Here is a 23,098-nt window from a genome sequence, read left to right as displayed (position 1 = left end):
TTTTTAACAACTAAAAATAATAAAATGAGTACAGTAAAAGCGTTAGGAGTACCGAAAATAAAAGGAATATCCCTTGCAAGAATGCACGAAGAAAATGATAAAATGCAAAGCAATTTCATAAGAATTCCATATAAACTTTTGGCAGAAACAGAAACAAAGCCAGGTTTAGGTTTAGATGGGAGGATTGCTGAGGATATGAAAGATGTCTCTTATCTAAAAGAAATACAGGATAATCAAAAAAAGTATTGGGAAAAGCATAAAAACATTTTTAATAAAAAAGATATAGAATTGTTTGAGATGATGAAAGATTTATTTACCGATGTCTCAATGTTTGATCTTGAAAAAATAGGGCTTGATATGTGTGAAAAATTTCATAATGGTGCAAAAGGAAACTACACCGATAAAAAATTGAATAGAAATGTCTTTGGTAGCAACGAATTTGGAGAGTACCATAAAAAAAATTTAGAAAGTATAAGAAATGTTATTTTTAAAAATACGGCGGATTTTAAATTTCTAAAAGATAAAACACTCTTCATTCCACGAATGAGTTTTGACGGTTTAAAAAATAATGCTATGGGTCTGGGAATTACAATACACCAAGTTTATGCCACAAAAATAGAATTAATTGATTACTTTTGTGATTTGGATAAGAAATATTGGCAGGGAATCTTCAGATATACTTTATTTGACCATTTTGGTTTAGATTGGAATGATATTTTACTTCATGGTGAGGATTCAATGCCCTCCCCAAATACAGGAAATCATTTTAAGGCGTGGTATTTATTACAAAGATATAGAAAAGCAAAGCCATTCATAGTAGAATTAAAACACGATATGTATGTTAATGGAAAATTTTAAGAAAAATAAATTATGGTATAGTATTATATTATTGTTTATAGTAAATTGGCTTTGTTATTTTTTTCATTCTATTATAGGAATTGGCATATTTCAATCTTTTGTTATTGATTCTATAATTTTATTATTAATTGTCGCTTTATTATCGATTAATCATTTTAAAATATCTGTTTACAAATACGTAAATGTTATCTTAATAATTATAATAACATTAATAAAAAACTACTTTTTATATCAGTTTTTAAACAATTTTTCTTAATGTGAGAATAGATTTTTATTTCATAACACCACTCCGAAGTTCCCCAACTTCGGATTTTTTATTTCCCAAAGGGGGATTAGAGTGTGATTGTGAAGGTAAAACCCGGCTTCGAAGACGCCGTACAATTCTTTATGACCACCGGAAGAATCTGTAATGGCGGTGAAATGCAAAGCATTCGCAAATTCCATAAAATAGTAAATAAATTAATTTGCAAATTCCTGAAATTGGTGATCCTTTGTATCTGCTTTTGAAGTTGAGCCCATGAAAAACCTATTGATAAAAGACTTTAAAACTTATCAACAAAAATAAAACACGACATCTTTTGTCGCATGAAGCCTCTATATTTGTTTTAATAAAAAAGATGAAACTGAAAGGTTAAGTCAGGCTATAAAACCATAAAACAAAATGAAAAAAGACTTCTATCTCACACGGTACGCACTCATCATTAAAAAACTTGAAGCCGCTCCCGCCAATTATAAGCAGCTTGAAGAATATCTGTTGAATTCTTTTGAATTTCAGGATGCCGGAATAACAAGTTATTCGATTAGAACGCTGCAGCGGGACATCAAAGAGATATCAAGTCTTTTTCATCTGACTATCCATAATAAGAAAAAAGGTGATAATAGCTACTATATAGAAAGCAGACCCGTAATGGAAGTGGACGAGTACAACCAAAAACTGTTGGAATCGTTCCAAATCAGCAGTGCCCTGAATCTCCATCCGGATTTTTCGGAATTTATTTTTTTTGAGACCAGAAAGCCGACCGGTTTAGAACATTTTTACGACCTTTTTTTTGCCATCCGTAATAAAAGAGTTGCAAGTTTCGAATATCTGAATTATCAGAATCGTTTGATTTCTTCCCGCAAAGTTCATCCACTGGCCTTAAAAGAATCCAAAAACAGATGGTACCTTATCGCTGTAGATACGAATGACAGTGTTTTAAAATCTTTTGGACTGGATCGGATTCAGTTCTTAAACGTAAGCGATGGAAAATACCGGGAAAACTATACCTGCAATTTTAAAGAGCATTTCAGATACGCTTTTGGGGTAATGAATTTCGCCGAACAAGCCCCTCAGAGAATTATTTTAAAATGTACCAAACAGCAGGGAGAATATATTAAGAGTTTCCCTTTGCATCACACCCAAACTGTAGTAAAGAAAACCGATACGGAGATTTTTTTTGAACTGCATCTTCACCCTACCTATGATTTTATACAGGAGATATTATCATTTGGTAATGAGGTGACCGTCATCGAACCGCAAAGTGTTGTCAGTAAAATAACAGAAATTCTGAAGACCTCCCTTTCACACTACTGAAAACGATACTCAGTTTAGCAGCATACTCAATTTGTATCACTTGGGCATCTTTTTGTTGCGGCGGCAAATTTTCGTATATTTGATAGAGAGGTCTGTGCTTAACAGGACAGAGAACTGTTGATTAACCAAAGCTTGTCAGCTGTAAAACTATTAAAACATGTATACATTTTCTCAGTCTTTTTCCCGGTTTATCCTGCAAAATGAAGTCGACGGGTCGAAAGGATATCTCTTAGAAATTTTAAAATTGTTGGATAATAATTTCGAATTGAACTGCTTTAATTCCATACTCAAAAGATATAATATCCAAAAAATCGGAGATATCAAATTTGAATCTCTAGATCTGTTAATTTCTTATGCTGATTTTATTTTGACAGACAATCTCATTTCTGAAAATGAAATTCAGGATTTTTCAATACTTAAAAGGGTATTGAGAATTAAAGAAGGAGATTTTGTAAAATTTAAAAGATTTGAGGTAGTTGAATTATTAAAAAAAGAATTGATGAGAATCTATTCGGATAATTTAGTGGATGGAAATGAGCAATTATTAAATCTTAATCTTCAGTCAATGTTTGACTTAAGTTACGACGAATTTGAACATATAAAAAAGGACGAGGTTATATTTTCAATGAGACAGGGTGCGGATCCGAAAGATTTGGATATCGCAGCACTACCGAAAGGCTTTAAGATTTAAAGAACAGGTTTATTCATTTTTTATGATCAAATTAATATATTTTTCTTATTTTTAACTGTCGGTTAATACCAACAGAATTCTATTGAGGCTGCTTTTATTAAAAGCAGCTTCTTTTTGTTTTAAAATAAAACGGTCTAAGATGCTTGTAACCCTCGCTTTTTAGGTTTTTTTTCGACAGACAAATCTACTATAACTGCAATTCTAATGTATAGAGTCTCAAAACGCAGCAGTTTTCTATTGCAAACTATTGAACATATAGTAAAAATATTAATTTCTTACGCTTTTTTATATGATTTCATGAACCAGAGGTGATTTATGGGGAAAATCTTCCTCTGTTTTTTTGGGAAATCTAACTGTTTTATATTATGGTTTTGGAAATTGGGTTTTCAAAAACTAACTGTTAATAAGCAGTTGTACAATATTTTTAATTTTTTTTAACAAAAATTTGCACAGGTGTTAAATATTGTTAATTTTATCGCTGACAAAATTACCTGCTTTTTTGTATCTGTATTTTAATAATATAAATGATAAGGTGATTAGATATAGGCAAATTTAGATTTTGTTTGTGTTTTTCGTAATTAAATAAAAAAAATAACAGCCCTACGGCTTAATATGCCTTAACGAATTTTATGAGAAAAAATCTATCTTCTTTTTTTATTTTTCTTTTTTTGATGATTGCAGCGCAAAATGCAGAAACAGTCTATTTACAACAGGAACACGACCGGCTGCTAAGGGTCGCTAATCACGAGTCCGCAATACAAAACTATATTAATCAAAATATTAGTTCATATAGTATACAATCAACCGCTATGGATAAGATCATGTCCCGGAAACATGAAGATGGCAGTAATTTCACCCCTGCTCAATTGGATGATGCATTACAAATTCACAAGCAGCAGGCACTCAGAAATCTGTATTTCAGTCAAAATCCCAGCATCATACCTGACTATACAGCATTACCTTTAACGACCACGACAGCATGCGCAAATAACGGATTTGAAAATGGTGATGTTTCTGGATTTACCTTTTATTCAAATCCTTTCGATGGAAGTTTCGGGAATAGTTGGTCAATTTATAATAATTATCCTAATACTTCTGTGGCTCCACAGGTAGGAAGCATAATTACTCTTGTAGAGAAATGGCCCAAGGATCGTTATTCGGGATTACCTAGAGTAAAAGACGGGAATTATGCAATAAAATTAAATAATGGCAACAACGGCAACTATGATGTGTCCACGATGAGAAGAGAGGTGGCTGTAGGTGCAGATCAGAAATATATCACATTCAATTATGCGTTAGTTTTACAGGATCCGGGACATGGGAATAATTTAAACCCATACTATCAATGCAGAATAATAACTTCAGCCGGACAAGTAATTAATATAAGAACTATTGTTGCAGATAGAAATAACACCTCGGTGTTTAAAATTGCCGAAGAAGATGACGCAGTATATACTGAGTGGATATGTGAAAGCATTGATGTATCACAGTTCAGAGGCCAGACTGTAACCTTAGAAGTTATTGTTGCAGATTGTGGATTGGGTGGTCATTGGGGCTATGCCTATTTCGATAATTTCTGCGGAACAAAATGCAGTGCTCCTACTTTTGGAAGTGTTACCCTCGATCCAATGGGAATAACATGCCCGTTATTTCCTCTTACTGTTTCCGGCAACTTTATAACTCCTGCAGGATATAAACTGGCAAATTTAACCTTAACGGCAAAAAACAGCAACAATATAGTGTATACAAGTCCTCCAGGAGATTATAATATTTCAGGTGATGAATTTAATTTTAAAGTAACAGGACCTCAACTTTTCCCGGCGGGTGCAGCGAGTGCACAGTTTGATTTTTTTGTTAAGGCAAAATTTAAGGTAATCGGAACAGATTCTTATATGGAGGTTGATAGTCAAAGTGCTAATGCAGGACCGGATGTCACGTTTATTAATGGTACTTGTAAAATTTGTAATTCGTGTCAGTCGGAAGTAATTAATATACCTTTATATGGAAGTTGTCACGGAGGTATAAACGATTATTATTGTGAATTTCAACAAGAAATTAATTTTAGTGAAGTTTTAGGCACTACGATAGGAACCTATAAAATTTATAATGTCCAGGCAACCAATCCAAATCGTAATTCTGTTGAAATACAAAATAGCGGAAACGTAATACCAATAAATACACCATCATCTTGTTTGATTCATTGGTTTTGGGACGACTATTCTTCAGAGGTTCCTACAGATATGACGGCTGATATTGATTATACTGATGCTGGTGGTAATATAAGAACACGTCATCTATATTTTACTGCAACAAAAAGTGATGGTGATTAAAAGACAAAAAAATATAATTTATTTTCAATATCATCTTTTAATCAAGAATTAATATCCTCTCAAACTATGAAAAAAATCTATATTCTTTTTTCACTTATTACCCATATTCTTGTTTACTCCCAGGGACTCTTCGGCAATATACCGGATCTGGTTTTCAGGAGAGAAACTGTGAAGATTCCTTCAGAAATGGATACCATTGAAGGGCATCTGCTCAATTTTCATTTTATAAAAGACACCTTGAAAGGACCCTTTTTAACCAATACCCGTTCTAAACTTCAGGGGATGAGTGTTTTTTATGCAGGAAATAAAATAGGAGGAGAGAACCGCATTCTGCTTGGTAAAGCGGGGAGCGCACAATTGACGACTACCGGAGTATACGATTACAGTGATTCATTATTAATAGAGAGTCCTGTTGCGCAGCCTGCGATAGTTACTTACTCCAAAAAAGACAAAAGCAGGAATCCCTATGTCTTCCTCTCATCATTAAAAGACAGGGAACTTCTTATTCCGGAACTGCTGGTGTTCAGCAGAAATCTGGCGAATTATGAAAAGCAGAAAATAGAAACTTATCTGTCTTTAAAGTACGGAATTTCCATTAATTATATTTCTGAAAAAAACTATTTATCATCTGAAGGAAATATTATCTGGAATTTCAGGGATAATAAAAAGTACGGTTACCGCATAACAGGCATCGGCAGAGATGATGTTTTCAAACTGTACCAAAAGCAATCGTCCAACAGTGACCGGGGTACGGTAACATTTGCCCTGAATGAAAGGGAAACTCTAAATGCAGACAATACCGGTTCTTTGGATAATATGGATTTTCTGTTGTGGGGAGATAATAATGAAGCGCTTGTTTTTCCTGTTGAAGATCTCCTTTCAGTACATCCAAAGGACAACATGTTGAGAGTGTGGAAAGTGCAGGTAAAATCCGGAGCCGGAATCAACGCCGCGGTTTATTTCAGATTAAAAGACATCCAGACAGGTTCTGACTTACCAAAACTTAAAATATTCCGCACCGCAGAAGATTATCAGAATGATATTTCCGAACTCTTCAGTGGAGAAATGAAGAACGATTCCATCCTGGTCTATAAGAATATTACATGGGATCTTGACCATAACGGCACAGACTACTTTACGTTAGCGCAGCCCCAGGCCTCAGGAGGAATCAGCTTGGTGAGTACATGTACTGAACTTCAAAGCAGGATGGTCAGGATTGATGTTCCTGCTGGAGTTAGAGCGGACGCCTATAGCCTTTGGGATCTAAATACTGATAGGGAAGCTGCCGGTCATGTACCCATTTCAGGGGACCAAATCGTTTTGGCGGATCTCACTCCCGGCAACTACCGTTTAACAGTTCACCGGGCAGGTCAGCTCCCGGATATCATCAAAACTTTTGATATGGAGGCTATCGCGAACCAAAACGTTCAGGATAATTATCTGTGGACAGGTGAACCTATTGAGTTGGACATTAACTTTGAAAATTATCACTATACCCTATTAAAGCCCAACGGTAGCACTATTGCACAGCCTCCTTATGTATTGGATGGTCTGGGAAGCTATACTTTAAAAGTAAAGAACCGGCTTGGCTGCGAGGTAGTGAAACAGATTAATGTACTCAGTCAGGCAGATTATGCCAACCATAATGCCAACTCTTTGTTCAAAAGCATCATCCTTTATCCTAACCCCTCTAAAGATGGTATTATTACGGTAAAAGTGGAATTAAAAACACCGAAACCCATCACGGTTCAGATTTATAATTCCCTAGGGAAACTGCTGAAGCAGGGGCAGTATCATGCTACCGACAACCTCATTTCTACATTAACTATACCTCCTGTAACCGGGTACTATAACGTTAAGATATTTATTCCTGAAGAGTCTAAAGGCTACAACTTACTAATACATTAATACGCATTCGCATAATGAATAACTCAAATTCTTTCTTTTCTGTTAAGAATGCAGGACTTTTTTTGCTTCTTATTTCTCTGTTTTTTTCATTTACCAATCCTAATGAAAAAAGAAAATCAATACCTGTCACTGAAAAGGCAAGCCCTTCTTTTTTCAATGATAATTTGATCAGCGCATCGCTGACGGCTGGCACAAAAGTCTATCCGTCAAAGGGAAGATCTGCGCAGGAAGAAATGCTGGCGTTGGGCAGGATGCTTCCGGTTCCACGGGAGGAGACAGATTTGGCATATCCCAGCACCGACCAACATGAAGGATTGATTGGAAGCGAAAAGGTAACTAACATTAGCGACGATCCATCTGATAACATTTATAATGTAAATTTGCGGCAATATGACAGGAATAAGCAGTACATTCTGGTTTATTCAGTATACGGAGTAAATAGTTCTTCATCGGTGACACGGAGTATCAACCGCAGTTTCTCGTTAGGAGGTTATATAAAGACCGAAGGAAACTCATGGATTACTGTTAAAGAAGAAATAAGTCCTGAACTGCTTCATCAGGGAAACAATCAGATACTGTTCAATGCAGTCCGCTTAAAAGATTTTTACCGGATAAAAGAGGTACGTATTGTTGAATCACATAAAACGAACAGAGATTCTTTTTATACGGTTACGGGTAAAGTGGTTGCGGATAACAAAATTTATTTACGCGGTTTTGTAAACAGCAGTGCGGGGATTAAATCTATTATTATATCCGGAAAAGAAATATCCGCCAATAATAATGAATTCGAATATTTTGACTCTTACCCATCTTCAAAGAATGATATTAAAATTAAATTTATAAAAGAAGACGGCAGTTTTACAGAAGAAAGGATCACTAAGTTTGATTCTCGAGGATCAGCGACAGACTTATTCACTAAACCGGAAGAAAATGTGCTGTTTAAGGACCGTTTCGGTTTTCTGTCAGGTCTGAGAAGTATAGACCTGCCCCCGGTGGAGGCTTCGATAACCAATGTAAGTAAAGATTTTACGGGATATCGGTATAAAACTCTTGCGGAAGGAAAGAAAACCATTCACCTGCCTTACGACAGAAATAAGATTCCTAAAGGATTCAGGGAGCATGAGATTTCAACTTTCCGATTTGATTATCAGCAAAAAAAATGGCAGCGGACAGTTATCGACAGTATTAACACGGAACAGCAGTATGTTATTTTAACGGTTGAAAACGGAGGTGGAGATACCGACTATGTAAACGGCATTATTAAAAATCCGGAAAGCCCGGAGACTTCTTCCTTTACCCCAACCAGCACGAACGATATTCCGGTAGCAAATCCGGCCTCAAAAATCAATATGATTTCGCCCCCTGTAGCTAATCAGCAAGGTTCTGCCAACGTTTCATATCCCATAGAAATACCTGCGGGAATTAATGGATTTCAGCCTGCTATTTCTATCAATTATAATAGTGATGCCAAGACGGGAGGATGGGCTGGATTAGGTTGGGATATACCGCTGGAAACAATTGACATAGATACTAGATGGGGCGTGCCTGAGTTTAATACAATTAAAGAATCAGAAATATATACTATTAATGGAGAACAGTTAGTTTTTAATGATGAATTTTTACCAAATAAAACAGATTTTAGTCAATTAAATAATGCTGACCGTAATACTTCAGGAGAAAGACAGTTTTATTTTAGAACTGGCGTAAAGGAGGGAACATTAATTATCAGGCAAGGAACGGATCCTAAAACCTACAGATGGGAAATTAGAAGTCAGGATGGCACTGTTAAAAAATATACAGAATCATTAAAAGATAATTCAGGTAAAATAGTTAAATGGTTTTTAAAAACGGTGACGGATGTGTATGGTAATGAAATAACCTATAATTACTTAGAGTCTGATAATTCGAATAGTGGCGGAGGAAAAAACAAATACTTAGCACAGATTGCATACTCCAATAATACCACCACAGTAGAATTTTTAAATCAGGATGCTATAAGATCCGATGCGACATCAAGCTACAAACTAGGGGTGAAGATTTCAGACTTTAAGCTTTTGCATAAAATTATAGTCAAAAGATCTGGAACAAAAATTAGAGAATATAGTTTAAATTATAAATTGGGAGAGTTTGAAAAAAATCTCTTAGCCTTCATTACCCAGTCGGATGGTAAAGGTAACAGTTTTCACAAACATACTTTTAATTATACAATTTTACATCCAAAAGATGAAGAGCCGGGGACCTATGATGGCACGTCTGATGAGGGCCTTTTTTCAAAATATTCACAAAACATCACTTCTCCCTCTGACAATCTTACAAGTGGTAACTATGATAAAGCAAAAATGTCTTTAATTAGTGGCACACAGGGAAAAAGCGAAAATTTTAAAGGGGCACTGACCTTTGGAGTGGGCTTTGGTAGTTCGGGAAACAAAAAGAGGACAGGAGGAATCAATTACACTTATGCTGAAAATGAAAATTTCGGAAAATCCTTAATGATGGATATGGACGGTGATGGTCTGCCTGATAAAGTTTTTTATAGAGATTCTGGTTCTATTCAATATAGAAAAAATTTAGGTGATGCATTTAGTTCAAGTTTATCTACTGTAATTGGTTTAAACAACATTCCCCTTTCAAAAAATAACTCATATATAAATTCATTTGGTGTAGAACTTAGTTTAAAGTATATTCAAGGCGGTGTTACATTTTCTACAACAAAGGGTAACTCACCAGTATATTTTTCTGACGTTAATGGTGATGGTTTACCTGATTTATTATATTATGGTCTGCCATTTTTCAATAGAATTCGCCTCAGCAATGGAAATATTAGTAATTACTTTTCTAGTGTGCAAGGGTATTCCGCAGCACTCACTGATACGCCTAACGCCATTATAAAGGGCGTGGATGCCCCTTCTACAGAAATCCCCGAGGAAGAATCAAATTTATTGGCAAATATTGTAAGAGTATGGGAAGCACCTAACAGAGGGAGGATTAACATTTCCAATCTAATTTCTTTAGAGCAGAATTCAGTTGACGGTGTTGATGTATGGATTGAAAAGGGAGGATTAATGCGGGCCAATGAAAATGATCCAAATCTTCCTGTTGCAACAATACTGGGGTCTAAGATTAACCTGACTTTTAAAGGACAATCAGAAACTCTGAATGCATCCGCTATTGCTATTGAGAAAGGTCAGCGTATTTATATTGTTGCAAGTTCAAAAAGAAATCCAACAGGAGATAAAATAAATGTAGAAACTAAGATCAATTACGTGTCAACTCCTGATTTTGTTTCATCAGATATGAATATAAAGGATACTAATGGTAATGATTTTTTTAAATTTAATTCAAAAAATTCTTTCCTTAAGAATTCTTATAAAGGAAACGGAGTCAGTGAAAAAGGTAAAGGAGCAATATCTTGGACAAATTTAAGTTCAGAAACTTTTTCTGACGATTTGAACTTTAAAATATATAAGCTTGAAAAGAAAATAAGTGATACAGCAGATTTCGGAATGTCTGATGCTCCGGCACTTATTTTTTATCAAAAACTGAAAAAGGGAGAGACGCTTACCAAATTAGCTTCAGATGAAAACTTAATTGCTAACGTTGATATTCAAAATATTCAATTTAATTCATTAAGTACTGATACAAGTCCGAGATTAACATTTTTATTTTTTGAAGTAAGTAGTGATACTAATGTAGCATGGGATAAAATAAATTGGTCACCAAAAGTTACAATAACTACTGTAGATGGTGATCAAGAGTACAAAATGGGTGTTTTATATAAAGCATTTTCAGAAATGGTTAAAGTTCAGTCAAGTCCGAAAAACGGTGACTTTGGACTAAGAGCTAATACAAGATGGTATCCAAAATTCACCAATTGTTTCGATCAGAATGTCTATATACCAATACAAAACATTGAGAACAGTGAAGTAACTTTTTCAATGAAGTTTACAAATTACAATAAAGAAGGCACAGTGTATCCTACTTACATATTGAAGAAAAAGGTGCGGATAACAGGAAACGTAATGCCTATCCCTTACATTGATAATTACCATGATAATAATCCGGGTTTTTCTCAAGTTTTATTTGAAATTCACGCAGATAATTATGAAGTTGCAAAATATTTGTCGGGTTTAAATCCTTATGTCGAAAAGATTTCTAATAACTGTTTCGCAGAACAAACTGAAATAAAAATAAATTATTATTCGTATCGTTCTCAGACTAAAAATTATAATCAAACTACTGGTAGTAATTGGCAAGGATGGGGCGAGTTTTCTTATAATGGTACTGATGGTAGCTATCTTGATGAGAAAAAAATTGCAAATGCGCCGGTTAATGAAGAAGATTTTCCAGTTCCGGACTGTGGGCAGCCAGGTGCTGCAAATTACGAATCTTGTATGTTGAATTACATCAACCAGCAACAAAGCTCCCGATACTTCACACCTCTATCATATAACTCTGAAAATGAAAGCTACGATTCTCCAATGGAATCTGCTTTTTTGGACGGTAATTATATGCAACCTTATAATCTTCTGGCTCGAAAACCCTCCGTAACATTTGAAAGTAACCCTATTTTTATTTCTGCAAATCCTACGGGTATTATTTTGCACACTAAAGGAAATAGTTTAAATATATATGGCGGTGCTGGTCCCTTTAATATTTCAGGTGGGTTTTCCAGAGATGAAAGCTCAGAGCATTTTCAAGATTTCAATGGTGATCAGTATCCCGATATAATTGTTGGAGATAAATACTATAAAACAAACATTTCTGGGGCACTGACAAACCCTGTTACAATAGAAGATAAAACAATAAAAAATACAACTAAAAATACAAATATTGGGGGATCCATTACTCGAAGTATTAATCCGGAAAAAAATAGCAATACTCAAACTTCAGGAGCAAATTCTTGGGGAGAATTATACTCACAAATGGGATCTTCTTTTTCAGCATCTGGAGCAAGCGTAAGTACAAATCTGGGCAGTTCAGAATCCACAAATAGGAACATATGGTTTGATGTCAATGGAGATGGATTGGTTGACTATATTTCAAAAGGCCAAGTTTACATTAACAATGGAAAAGATTTTGATTATGAGGATGGTTGGAATATTGGTGATGATGTTTTCAAAAACGAAACAGAAGCTGTGTCTGGAGGAGGTGGTATTAATTTAGGAAATGGTAGCTGGGTGTTAGGGGTAGCAAAAAATTTCTCTTATTCTCACAATACCATTTTTTTTATCGATGTCACTGGAGATGGGCTGGTCGATAAATTGGTAAGGGACGATACAAGCTATAGCCTATATGTAAATACAGGTGCAAGATTCAGTACCAATGCAATCAATTTGGGTACAGTGAACTTTGAAATAGAAAATAATCAAAATTCATCTGGGTTGAACGTATATGGTACAGCTTGCGTTGCCTTTGGGTTAAAAATATGCCTTTCCTTAGGCTATGGTAGTGACAAATCCACCAATAAGCAAACGATAGATTTAAGAGATTTCAATGGCGACGGACTACCTGATATTCTTTTTTCAACCAGTGATACACAGATGACTGTAATCAAAAATCAGGCAGATAAATTTAATTTGTTATCTTCAATTGAAAATCCATTAGGGGGTAACATGTATTTAACATATGGGAATATCAATCAAATAAACCAACAGAAAATAGGAAACACTTACCAGATGCCTTTTACAAAGCAGGCATTTACAAAATTAGAAATAGATGATCTCGAATCTACCTCTACTCTTGGACAATACGATAAAGCTAGTTTGCCTCCCAATTTTAAAAAATACTATTTTGAATATGAAAATGGAATCCAGGACAGAAGAGAACGCAGCTTCTTAGGTTTCGGTAAGGTGACTACAAAGGACATGACGGGAATCACTCAGGTCACTGAATATGAAACCAATTACAAAAACACGTATTATGATAATACGTCCTATGATCATTCTTCTGACTTTTATGTTCCTTACGATGATTCATCGGTAAGACAGTATTTTTACAAAAAAGGACTGGTAAAATCTACTTATACTTTAGACAGCATTGGCAGAGAAAGACAAAGGGTAAACTATACCTACCGTTATTTTAACCAGCCAGCGGACAGCTATGCCCTGAATGATCTCCAGCAAGAACCGAAGTTCGGAGACATAGGGCGTATAATTCCTTTCCTTTACCAAACCGAAAGCATCACAACAGAATATTCAGGCGCTGCCAGTCACAGCAAAACGTTGCTGTCAACAGTTAATGAATATGACAGATACGGTAATGTGACCAGATTTACTGACTTGGGATCTACATCCACAGATACTTCAGATGATCTTAGAGTAACCATCATGTATCATCCGGTAACGGCAAATAATGTCGGAGGTATTCCCCAATTGCATACCGTGTCTGACGCATCGGGTAATATTTTGCGGAAATCTGAAACCGAAATCAACAGCAAAGGAGAAATTGTAAAGATTAAACGGTTTATGGACAGTGATTTCGCGGAATATAAATATGAGTATGACCTTTACGGAAACATTACAAAAGCGACATTCCCGAAAAACAGCGGTGAAACAGAAGGAGACCGGATGTTTTATCAATATGAGTACGATCCTGTTTATAATACCTATATTACCGGAGTAACTGATGCAAGAGGACTGAGCAGCAGTACCACCTACGACTATCTTTTTGGGGTGCCTGACTCGGTTACAGATATCAATGGTCAGACTGCCAGATATAAATACGACAGTTTTGGAAGACCAACAGAATACCTTGCACCGTCTGATACCGGATGGACTATAAAGCTGTACTATTCCAAAACCGGAGACTATAATTCAAAAACAGCGGTAACAGAAAAGAAAGCTCCCGTTGTTAATGGCGTGGTACCGACACTGAACTACTTCAGCAGTGTACAGACAAACGGATGGGGTGAAGAGCTTGCGGTGAAAAAGCTTTATGGAGGTTCCGCCAATAATTATATTTATACATATGGTAAGTCTCCGCTTAAGGATTTAAAAGGTAGGGTGATTAAGTCTTTTGCAAACAGGCTGGCTACCCGCGAATCCTCCTCTGTAATGGTGGCAATGAATAATTTTTCACCTCAAAGCAACCAGATGCTTAATGAAGATGAGTTCAAAAATAATTTTGTTACCTATAATTATGACGAACTGGACCGTACCATTAAAACCACACAAAAAGGGGTGGTGACCAATGAAGGAATCAAAGATCTCATCACCCAAACGGTATATGGTTTTGACAGTGACAGAAACGGTATCGACCAGTTTACCAAAAAAACCGTTTCGCCAAAAGGGATCACCTCGGTTTCTTTTACAGACGCAAAAGGAAGAACCACCGCCACAAAACAGGTCGGTGATCAGAAAACGTTGTGGACCAGTTATTCTTACGACCTCCTCAACCAGTTAACAGAGGTGAAAGATCAGAACAGTAACAGCATTGTGTACGGCTACGACCAGCTGGGACGACGAATCAGTCAGACCCATCCCGATGCTGGAACTTCCACTTATGAGTATGATTTAAATAATAATTTGATATATTCGGATAATGCGGTATTAAGAGATCTGAACCAGAAGATCAGATATACCTATAAATTCAACAGATTAACCGGGATCAGATATCCTCAGTATCAGGTCACCTATGAATACGGTGACCGCCATGCCACCGATTTCGGAGCTGGTCGACTTATTAAAATGACAGACCATACGGGGATTCAGATGTACAGGTACAGCGCGCAGGGGCAGATTATTGAGAATAAGAGAGTGATGGTAGCGCCAAATGTGGCTCCCAAAGTTTTCAAAACCAATTTCGTCTATGATACCTACAACCGGATCAATAAAATTACCTATCCCGACAGTGAAGAAGTATTCTACAATTATACACCTTTCGGACTGTTAGACAATATTAAGAGTAAAGCCGCTGAAAGTCCGGACTTGGAACCGATTGTCACAAATATCCTTTATGATTATAATGAGCAGACCAGAGAAATTACTGCAGGAAACGGAACCAAAACCCAATACAGTTACGATGTCTGGGGCCGTTTACAGGAGTTGGTTCTTGTAGGCACCACCTCCGACATCAGAAAAAACAGGTACCTTTTTGATAAAGATGCCAATATCAGCAGCATTAATACAACAGTGCCAATGCATGGTACCGATGTCGTGAATGATATTTCGGTGGCCACAGAGAAAACTTTCCAGTATGACGGTTTCAACAGGCTGCGGAATTCTGTGATCAAGGCAATCGGGAAAGAGGAGAAGAAGTATTATCAGCTCGAAATGGACTATACCGACATGCATGGCATTGCCAATAAAAATTCCCGATGGAAAACGTATCAGACAGCGGCATTGTGTGAAAACCCGGCGGCCGAAGGCTATAAAGCAGTTTATCAGTATGAGGACAGAAATCATCCCAATGCGGTTTCATCCGTTGAATTTCACTCTCCCAATGAGAGTGCAGCCTTTACAACCCCTTGGGACTGCCGGACCGGTTATAATATTGTGATTTATCCTACAAGTGAAAATTATACCTACGATGCCAACGGCAATATGACAAAGGTGGAACTTAGACACGGTACTCCGGGTGAGATTATTTTGGAGGATTCGGGAATGGCCAACGAGAGACAGCTATTCTGGGATGCGCAAAACAGGCTGCAGGGCATCAGTGAAGACAGAGCCCTCCACCATTATGTATATGATGAAGAGGGGCAGCGGGCCCTTAAAAGCGAAGGCGCTTCGAGAACGCTGTTTAAAGACGGAAACCTTAACACCCGTCCGGGCCCTACGGTGATGGGAGATTACACCTATTATCCAAACGGGTATGTGGTGGCCAACGACCGTCAGGTCAGCAAACATTATTATATAGGCAGCAATAAAGTTGCAGCAAGGGTGGCAGAAACACCGGGTCATCTTTTTATGTCTCCTGAAAACCATGACCTGCAAAAGCTGTCGGGAGTCTTACAGCAGGAGGTGGACGACATGGCATTAAATGCTGGATTACCAAGAATTGAGTGGCCTAATCCACTGCCTGATACAGCCCCGGTGCGTGAATCAGAAGAAGACTGCAGTATGGAGGTTCTTATTCAGGCGGATCAGTTTTTCCGTTCGAGAAATCAGATTTGTTACCAGAAAATTATGAAGGGTTACGAAACAGCCATGCTGAACGGAACCGTCTGTGCGTTCTGGCACCAGTTTAAACTGGATGACTGCATGACCGATCTGCAGCCTGAAGAACAGCGTTACCAAACCTATTGGGTACACCCGGATCATTTGGGAAGTGGCTCAGTCATTACGAACCAAAGCGGAGAAACCACGAACTGGTATGAATATATGCCTTTTGGTGAAATGCTGATGGAGCAGAGCAATAACGAATACAACAATCCGTTCAAATACAATGGTAAAGAATTAGATGAAGCGACTGGGCTCTATTATTACGGAGCAAGGTATTATGACCCGAAGACGAGTATTTGGTTATCTGTTGACCCATTAGCTGTTTATAATCCTGTAATGGAGAGTGAGTTCTATGGTGATGGGCAGCACAACGGCGGAGTGTTCAACTCTGGTAACTTGAATCCTTATATTTATACTTACCAGAATCCTACCAGATATATTGACCCGAACGGGAAACAAACTGAATCCTATGCGACTAGGCATGATGATAATGATATGTCTCAAGTTGTAACAATTAGAGGCGGAAGTTACTATCAAAACACAACCAATACGCCTGCTATAGTTGCAAATAAAATTAATAGCTGGTTTGGTGGAGATGCTGATTATTTTGTTGAAAAAAAATCATATAATGGTGCCGATAATAGGTTCATACATGAGGCTGTAGATACTTCTGCAGGAACACTTATAGGAGGAGGAGTTGGAAAAATAGTTGGTCCATTACTGGGTAATATATCATCTAAAATATCAAATAGATTTATTCCGGACGCAGGGAAATTGTTAAATTCTATGTTAGCCTCATCAAAAAATGGGATGTCAGCCATTGGTAGAGCTTTACAAAAGCACGCAGGAAGAGCAGGAAGTAGTTTTGAAAATGTAATATATTCAGGAAAAACCGCAACTGATGATGCAATGAAAATCGTAAATGATATTGTTACTTCTAAGCCAATGATAGATTTAGAAAAGAATGGAACTAAAACTTTTTATGATAAGGCAACTGGTAGAGGGTTTAATGTTAATAGACAAGGGGGGTTTGGTGGATTTAGAGAGCTTGGTAAAAGGGATATAAATAATGTTCAGAAAGTGCTTAAAAAATAAAATGTTATGACTTTAGAATCAGTAAGAAAAGTAATTGAGAAAATTGATAATAAATATTTTATTAACATAGGAGCGTATGATTTGTCCATTGAAAATTGGAGAAAATTAATATCATATATAAATAATACCTATAGTGTCGTTTTTAAAGAATATGTTTCAAATCAGGAATACGAAAAAATTAACTATGATTTGTTATTACATTTTTGGAATGGAAATACAGAAAATGGCTATATGTCAGTAATTGATTTGGAAACCATTAAAGTCAACTGTTATTTTAATGGAATAAATGATTTAGACTTTGATGTTATTTATGAGGATGTTTTAAATGATGGAAATTTAAAGAAAGTTATAGATTTTGTTTCATCAATATCAGATGTTATAGATAAACCATTTTATTTGGAGGAGGATATTACAGAAAATAGGTTGGTTGAAATTTATAAGAGTAAAATATTAGTATTGGAAGCAATGTAAGAACCTCACCCCCGCTCCCGCACGATTGCATCGTGTGGGCAGAACTACAACCGTCACAGTTGTTGTGGGTGTGGGTAAGTAGAAATGCTGATGGAGCAGAGTAATACTGCATACAACAATCCGTTCAAATACAATGGTAAAGAGTTAGATGAAGTTACGGGGCTCTATTATTACGGAGCAAGGTATTATGATCCGAAGACGAGCATTTGGCTGAGTGTCGACCCGCTAGCGGTTTACAATCCTGTAATGGAAACCGAGTTCTACGGTGATGGGCAACACAACGGCGGAGTGTATAATTCTGGAAACCTAAATCCTTATATTTATACTTATCAGAATCCAATTGTTTATGTAGATCCTAATGGTAAGCAAACGTTTTTTCTAAATACTAGAAGCTTCGCACCTCCGATATTCGGAAGTGCCTATGGAATTATGGATAAGTGGAAGGGAGATAGAACGAATTATAGTACTGATCCAAATGCTTCATATAGGATAGGAGGGAAAGCAAAAATAAATATGGATAGTCGGACAATTACTTCGATGTCAATGATGGCTGCAACTACTACAAACCTCACCACCGGTGAAAGTAAATCTTCTCCATCGAAGTTTATAGCAAGGAAAAATTGGTTTAGTTTAGATAACTTCTTTGATAGTAGTAATAGTATGTCAATTTATACTCATAATTATGGTAATAATGCTTTAGCTAAAGGGTCTTTTGATATAGATACAAAATCTAATTTAACAATTACAACAAAAGAAGGAACTAATGGAAATAAAATTGTAGGTATATCTGGTACGGTATATGGGGATAAATTTCCTTCAAATGAAACTTATGTGTCGGATTCATACGGTAATGCGGTTATGATAGGGGTATCTGGGCCTAACATTGACCCGGAAATCGGCCCGTATCTTTTAGGTGGTAGTAAAAACACTCCTATGCAATCTATTGACGCTAAAATAATCTTCGATAAGAAGAACAAGATTATTGGAGCCAGCAGTAATGGGAAATCTTTGAAAATAGACAATTATGGAAAAGCTAAATAAATCCATATTACTTGCTTTATTAGTGGTTTGTCTTGCCTCTTGTACAGAAAAGAGAGGTAAAGATTGTGATATTTATTTACCGAAAGGCTTTAGCAAGAATTATATTATTATATTTTATAATCAAAAAGACGGTGTACCTAAAGAAATAAATAAAGTAGGTAAAAGAGTTTATAGAATTCCTACCTCTGGTGTTTTATTTTCACAATTTGAACAACAGTTGGATGTATCATTTAAGGAAGAAGTGTATTTCCTGGATAAAAATAATAGACTAACATTGATTAAAGATTATTATTATTCTAAATATCATGGAGAAGGAACAGATGAAAATAAAGTTTATACTTTCTCAGGATTTTTTTCCGATAAGGAGGGTTTTGGATATAGCTGTGATTTTCGATTCGTAGGAAAGGTAGACGAAATTATAGAAAAAGATGGTTTGATAAAGCCATTGGCTAATACACAACATATTGTTGATAGCATAGTGCATGCAAGGGGCTGGGTAGAGACACAACAATGATTGGTTGTAGAAATTGGCCCAGCTCCCACATTCTATCGTAAAAAACAAGTAAAAATCTCATTTTTTTAAGCGGCATACTTTCTCAAATTTACATATGGTTCCTGTCTGTTGGATTACTGCGAAAACTCTTGTTAGAAGCTTGTTTCTGATGTTGTTTAAAAACTAATATCTTATTTTGCCGCTGATGGAGCAGAGCAATAATGAATACAACAATCCGTTCAAATATAATGGTAAAGAGCTAGATGAAGCGACTGGGCTTTATTACTACGGAGCAAGGTATTATGATCCAAAAACGAGTATATGGCTCTCTGTAGACCCGCTAGCGGTTTATAATCCTGTGACGGAAACTGAGTTCTACGGTGATGGGCAACACAACGGCGGAGTGTATAATTCTAGAAACCTAAATCCTTATATTTATACTTATCAGAATCCTATAAATTATGTAGACCCCAACGGAAAACAGAATTACTTTAATTCAAAAATCGATGCAAATGGGAAAAGGTATTTTGAGTTTACCTCTCAGGGAGCAAATATGCAATACGGTTCAGTTGTAAATGTATATGATAATAACAATAAGTATGTGGTGAAATCATATGTTGGTGCGTCTGCACCGGGAAAAACTGTTGAAGCTTACGGAAAGCATTATCTGAAAGAAACTGAACACATCTCCGCCTGGGATGCTACTAAGGAAGTGGCAAGAAGAACGTGGGCGAGTGAAGAAACACAACCTGTATTATTGGCCCCTTTAAGTGCCGTTTTGGAGATGTATGCGGTAGGAAGTACACTGACGAATATACCACGTATAAAAGATATTAAAGAATTTAAAAGTTTAGTAAGAATGATTTCTAAAGCTGATTCCGAACTTAATATAAATGCTTTGAAAAAATTTGAAAAAATAGTTGAAAAATTTGGAGGAAAATTAAGATATGACTTAGAGCCTGTAAAAGGAGGTTGGAAACCGCATGTTCAAGTGGAGGGACTAGGACAAAAAATTGAATCAAGACATATTCAATTATCTGAAGATGCTGTCAAAATATTAAAAAATGGAGGAAAATAAAGTAGTAAAGTCTTTTATCGAAGTTTTTTTAGCATTTTACGGAGTAAATGAATTACAGAATGTTAAAATATCTAAAGGTTCTATAAGCGGAGAAGCAATATGGAATGATGAACCTGCTGAAGATAATAGTCAGAAATTCTGTTGGAAAATTAATCTAAGTACCGAAGAAATTGAAAATATGAAATCTATATTGGAATTTATTTTTGAAAGAAAATTGTTTCATCATGACAAAATTTCTATAAATGAAGAATCTTTGATTAAAAAACTTGTTTCAAGAGGATGGAGTATTAATAATGCAAAAAAAACTTTGGATAATATTTTTGAAACTTCAATTGATATGATTGATGATGCTGGGAAAAAAGAAGATGCTTTTTTTTTACATTTATAACTAACATGGTTAATGTTCCAAATTTAATAAGCAAATCTGTTACCAGAAAATTATGAAGGGTTACGAAACAGCGATGCTGAACGGAACCGTCTGTGCGTTCTGGCACCAGTTTAAACTGGATGACTGCATGACCGATCTGCAGCCTGAAGAGCAGCGTTACCAAACCTATTGGGTACACCCGGATCATTTGGGAAGTGGCTCAGTCATTACGAACCAAAGCGGAGAAACCACAAACTGGTATGAATATATGCCTTTTGGCGAAATGCTGATGGAGCAGAGCAATAACGAATACAACAATCCGTTCAAATACAATGGTAAAGAGTTAGATGAAGCTACGGGGCTCTATTATTACGGCGCAAGGTATTATGATCCGAGGACGAGTATTTGGCTGAGTGTTGACCCACTGGCAGTCTTTAATCCTGTAATGGAAGACGAGTTCTATGGGGATGGGCAGCACAACGGCGGAGTCTTCAACAATAGGAACCTTAACCCTTATATTTATTGTTATCAAAATCCTGTTATTTATGTAGATCCTAATGGAAAGCAGAATTATTTTATGACGCCGCCAGCAGATGTGGGAAACGCAGGAGCAAATACTTTAATTAATTTCACACCTGTATTTGGAGATATAAAAGGAATTGTAGAAGGATTTGCCGGCAAGGATGCTTTAGGGAACAAACTAACTTGGGGGGAAAGAATTCTTTCTTTGGCTTTATTATCCGAACTGCGAGAAAGTAAAAATTTGATCAGTACAGCTAGAAAAGTCGATCAAGCAATAGAGGTAGTCAGAAAAATAACAAAACCAATATGGGGAGCAAAAATAAGCTATAGAGGAGAAATTTCAACCGCAATTGAACATATTGAAAAAGGGCATTTTTTTGATTCTCGAAAAGGGCAGAAAACCAGTAGATTTTTGCAGTCTTTGAGCAATTCTGGAAGTGTTAAAGAATTGGTACAGGAAGCAGTAGTGAAAGGAAAGCACCTTGGAGGGAAAGATAATTATAATGTTACGCACACATTCGATGATGTAATAGGATTTACTTCCGAAGGTAGAAAAACGAAGACTTTACAAGTGTATCTAGATAAAGCTGGAAATGTAATTAATGCATACCCAATTCCTAACTCAAAAAAGAAGTAATGATGAATAAAATATTTTTTGATTATAAAATTGATTTATTTGTAATAGCACAAGACAATCAAATTGATTATAAAGAGTATGAATTATATCAATTAAAAGGAATATGTAATGGTCGTATTTATATTTTTTTTGACTATGATAAAAAGAAAAGAAATTTCATGCTACTTGAAACTGGAATTTTAGATTACATATTGCAGTTTGATAACCTTTTTTCTTATCTTGATGCAGGGAATTATGAAACTTTCACAGTTTCTGGAGATTACTACAGTAACAATTTAAGCTATATTTATTCCAAAGAAAATGATACTTTAGAGATTCATGATGTAAATTCCGATTTATATTATATAACTTGTAAATATAAAGACTTTAAAAAAGCTTACGAAAAATTTAGAAAAAAAACATTGTTGGAGTTAATTACTTTTTACCCGGAATTTAAAAACAATAAATATTTTATAGAATATTTTAGATTTGATTAACAATAGTAAATTAGCTTTTAACATGAGTAGGCAGCGCGATTATCTATCTATTGTGAAAAATATAGATAGCAACGATAATGGTTGTGGTTGCATTGATTTTTTCCCCCGCTCCCGCATTCTATCGTATAAAACAAGTAAAATCTCATTTTTTTAAGCGGCATACTTTCTCAAATTTACATATGGTTCCTGTCTGTTGATTACTGCGAAAACTCTTGTTAGAAGCTTATTTCTGATGTTGTTTAAAAATAATATCTTATTTTGCCCCCGCTGCCGCATTCTATCGTATAAAACAAGTAAAATCTCATTTTTTTAAGCGGCATACTTTCTCAAATTAACATATGGTTCCTGTCTGTTGATAACTGCGAAAACCCTCGCCAGAAGCTTATTTCTGATGTTG

13 protein-coding genes are annotated in these 23,098 nt (G+C 35.9%); all 13 read left to right on the top strand.

The window, feature by feature from the left end; translation table 11 throughout:
• Nucleotides 1-24 precede the first annotated feature (24 nt).
• The 13 genes from KSK37_RS13360 to KSK37_RS13300 all read left to right on the top strand — a co-directional run bounded on the left by KSK37_RS13360 (nt 25) and on the right by KSK37_RS13300 (nt 22,701).
• Nucleotides 25-858, top strand: coding sequence for a DUF3289 family protein (locus tag KSK37_RS13360; protein ID WP_217202030.1), 834 nt, complete (start codon nt 25-27; stop codon nt 856-858).
• A 661-nt stretch (nt 859-1,519) separates the two neighbouring features.
• A complete protein-coding gene (locus KSK37_RS13355; RefSeq protein ID WP_217202029.1) occupies nt 1,520-2,431 on the top strand; it encodes a helix-turn-helix transcriptional regulator in 912 nt (303 codons plus the stop codon).
• Between the two features lie 157 nt (nt 2,432-2,588).
• On the top strand, nt 2,589-3,122 hold the full coding sequence (locus KSK37_RS13350) for a hypothetical protein (protein ID WP_217202028.1): 534 nt from the start codon (nt 2,589-2,591) through the stop codon (nt 3,120-3,122).
• Between the two features lie 629 nt (nt 3,123-3,751).
• Nucleotides 3,752-5,452, top strand: a complete 1,701-nt coding sequence (locus KSK37_RS13345) for a hypothetical protein (RefSeq protein ID WP_217202027.1) — start codon at nt 3,752-3,754, stop codon at nt 5,450-5,452.
• Nucleotides 5,453-5,518: 66 nt separating this feature from the next.
• Nucleotides 5,519-7,360, top strand: a complete 1,842-nt coding sequence (locus tag KSK37_RS13340) for a DUF8202 domain-containing protein (RefSeq protein WP_217202026.1) — start codon at nt 5,519-5,521, stop codon at nt 7,358-7,360.
• Between the two features lie 14 nt (nt 7,361-7,374).
• The gene (locus tag KSK37_RS13335) at nt 7,375-17,616 is read left to right on the top strand and encodes a toxin TcdB middle/N-terminal domain-containing protein (protein WP_217202025.1); all 10,242 of its coding nucleotides are present in this window, start codon (nt 7,375-7,377) and stop codon (nt 17,614-17,616) included.
• A 6-nt stretch (nt 17,617-17,622) separates the two neighbouring features.
• The gene (locus KSK37_RS13330) at nt 17,623-18,087 is read left to right on the top strand and encodes a hypothetical protein (protein WP_217202024.1); all 465 of its coding nucleotides are present in this window, start codon (nt 17,623-17,625) and stop codon (nt 18,085-18,087) included.
• A 90-nt stretch (nt 18,088-18,177) separates the two neighbouring features.
• On the top strand, nt 18,178-19,128 hold the full coding sequence (locus KSK37_RS13325) for an RHS repeat-associated core domain-containing protein (protein WP_246566614.1): 951 nt from the start codon (nt 18,178-18,180) through the stop codon (nt 19,126-19,128).
• Entirely contained in the window at nt 19,112-19,642 is a 531-nt protein-coding gene (locus tag KSK37_RS13320; protein WP_217202023.1) for a DUF6843 domain-containing protein, read from the top strand. Before KSK37_RS13325 ends, KSK37_RS13320 begins: the two co-directional genes overlap by 17 nt.
• 184 nt (nt 19,643-19,826) lie before the next feature.
• Nucleotides 19,827-20,699 (top strand): RHS repeat-associated core domain-containing protein, encoded by an 873-nt coding sequence (locus KSK37_RS13315; protein ID WP_217202022.1) that lies wholly within the window; start codon nt 19,827-19,829, stop codon nt 20,697-20,699.
• A complete protein-coding gene (locus KSK37_RS13310; RefSeq protein WP_217202021.1) occupies nt 20,686-21,087 on the top strand; it encodes a hypothetical protein in 402 nt (133 codons plus the stop codon). The genes KSK37_RS13315 and KSK37_RS13310 overlap by 14 nt, the downstream gene beginning before the upstream one ends.
• A gap of 52 nt (nt 21,088-21,139) precedes the next feature.
• Nucleotides 21,140-22,225 carry an RHS repeat domain-containing protein gene (locus KSK37_RS13305; protein WP_217202020.1) on the top strand — a complete coding sequence of 362 codons (1,086 nt, stop codon included), beginning with the start codon at nt 21,140-21,142 and terminating at the stop codon, nt 22,223-22,225.
• Nucleotides 22,225-22,701, top strand: a complete 477-nt coding sequence (locus KSK37_RS13300) for a hypothetical protein (protein ID WP_217202019.1) — start codon at nt 22,225-22,227, stop codon at nt 22,699-22,701. The genes KSK37_RS13305 and KSK37_RS13300 overlap by 1 nt, the downstream gene beginning before the upstream one ends.
• Nucleotides 22,702-23,098: the final 397 nt, after the last annotated feature.

Origin of the sequence: Kaistella soli, from assembly GCF_019038595.1 — a bacterium.
Lineage (GTDB): Bacteria > Bacteroidota > Bacteroidia > Flavobacteriales > Weeksellaceae > Kaistella > Kaistella soli.
Note: the sequence above shows the minus strand (reverse complement) of the source record. Positions and strands in the feature narration are given on the sequence as shown.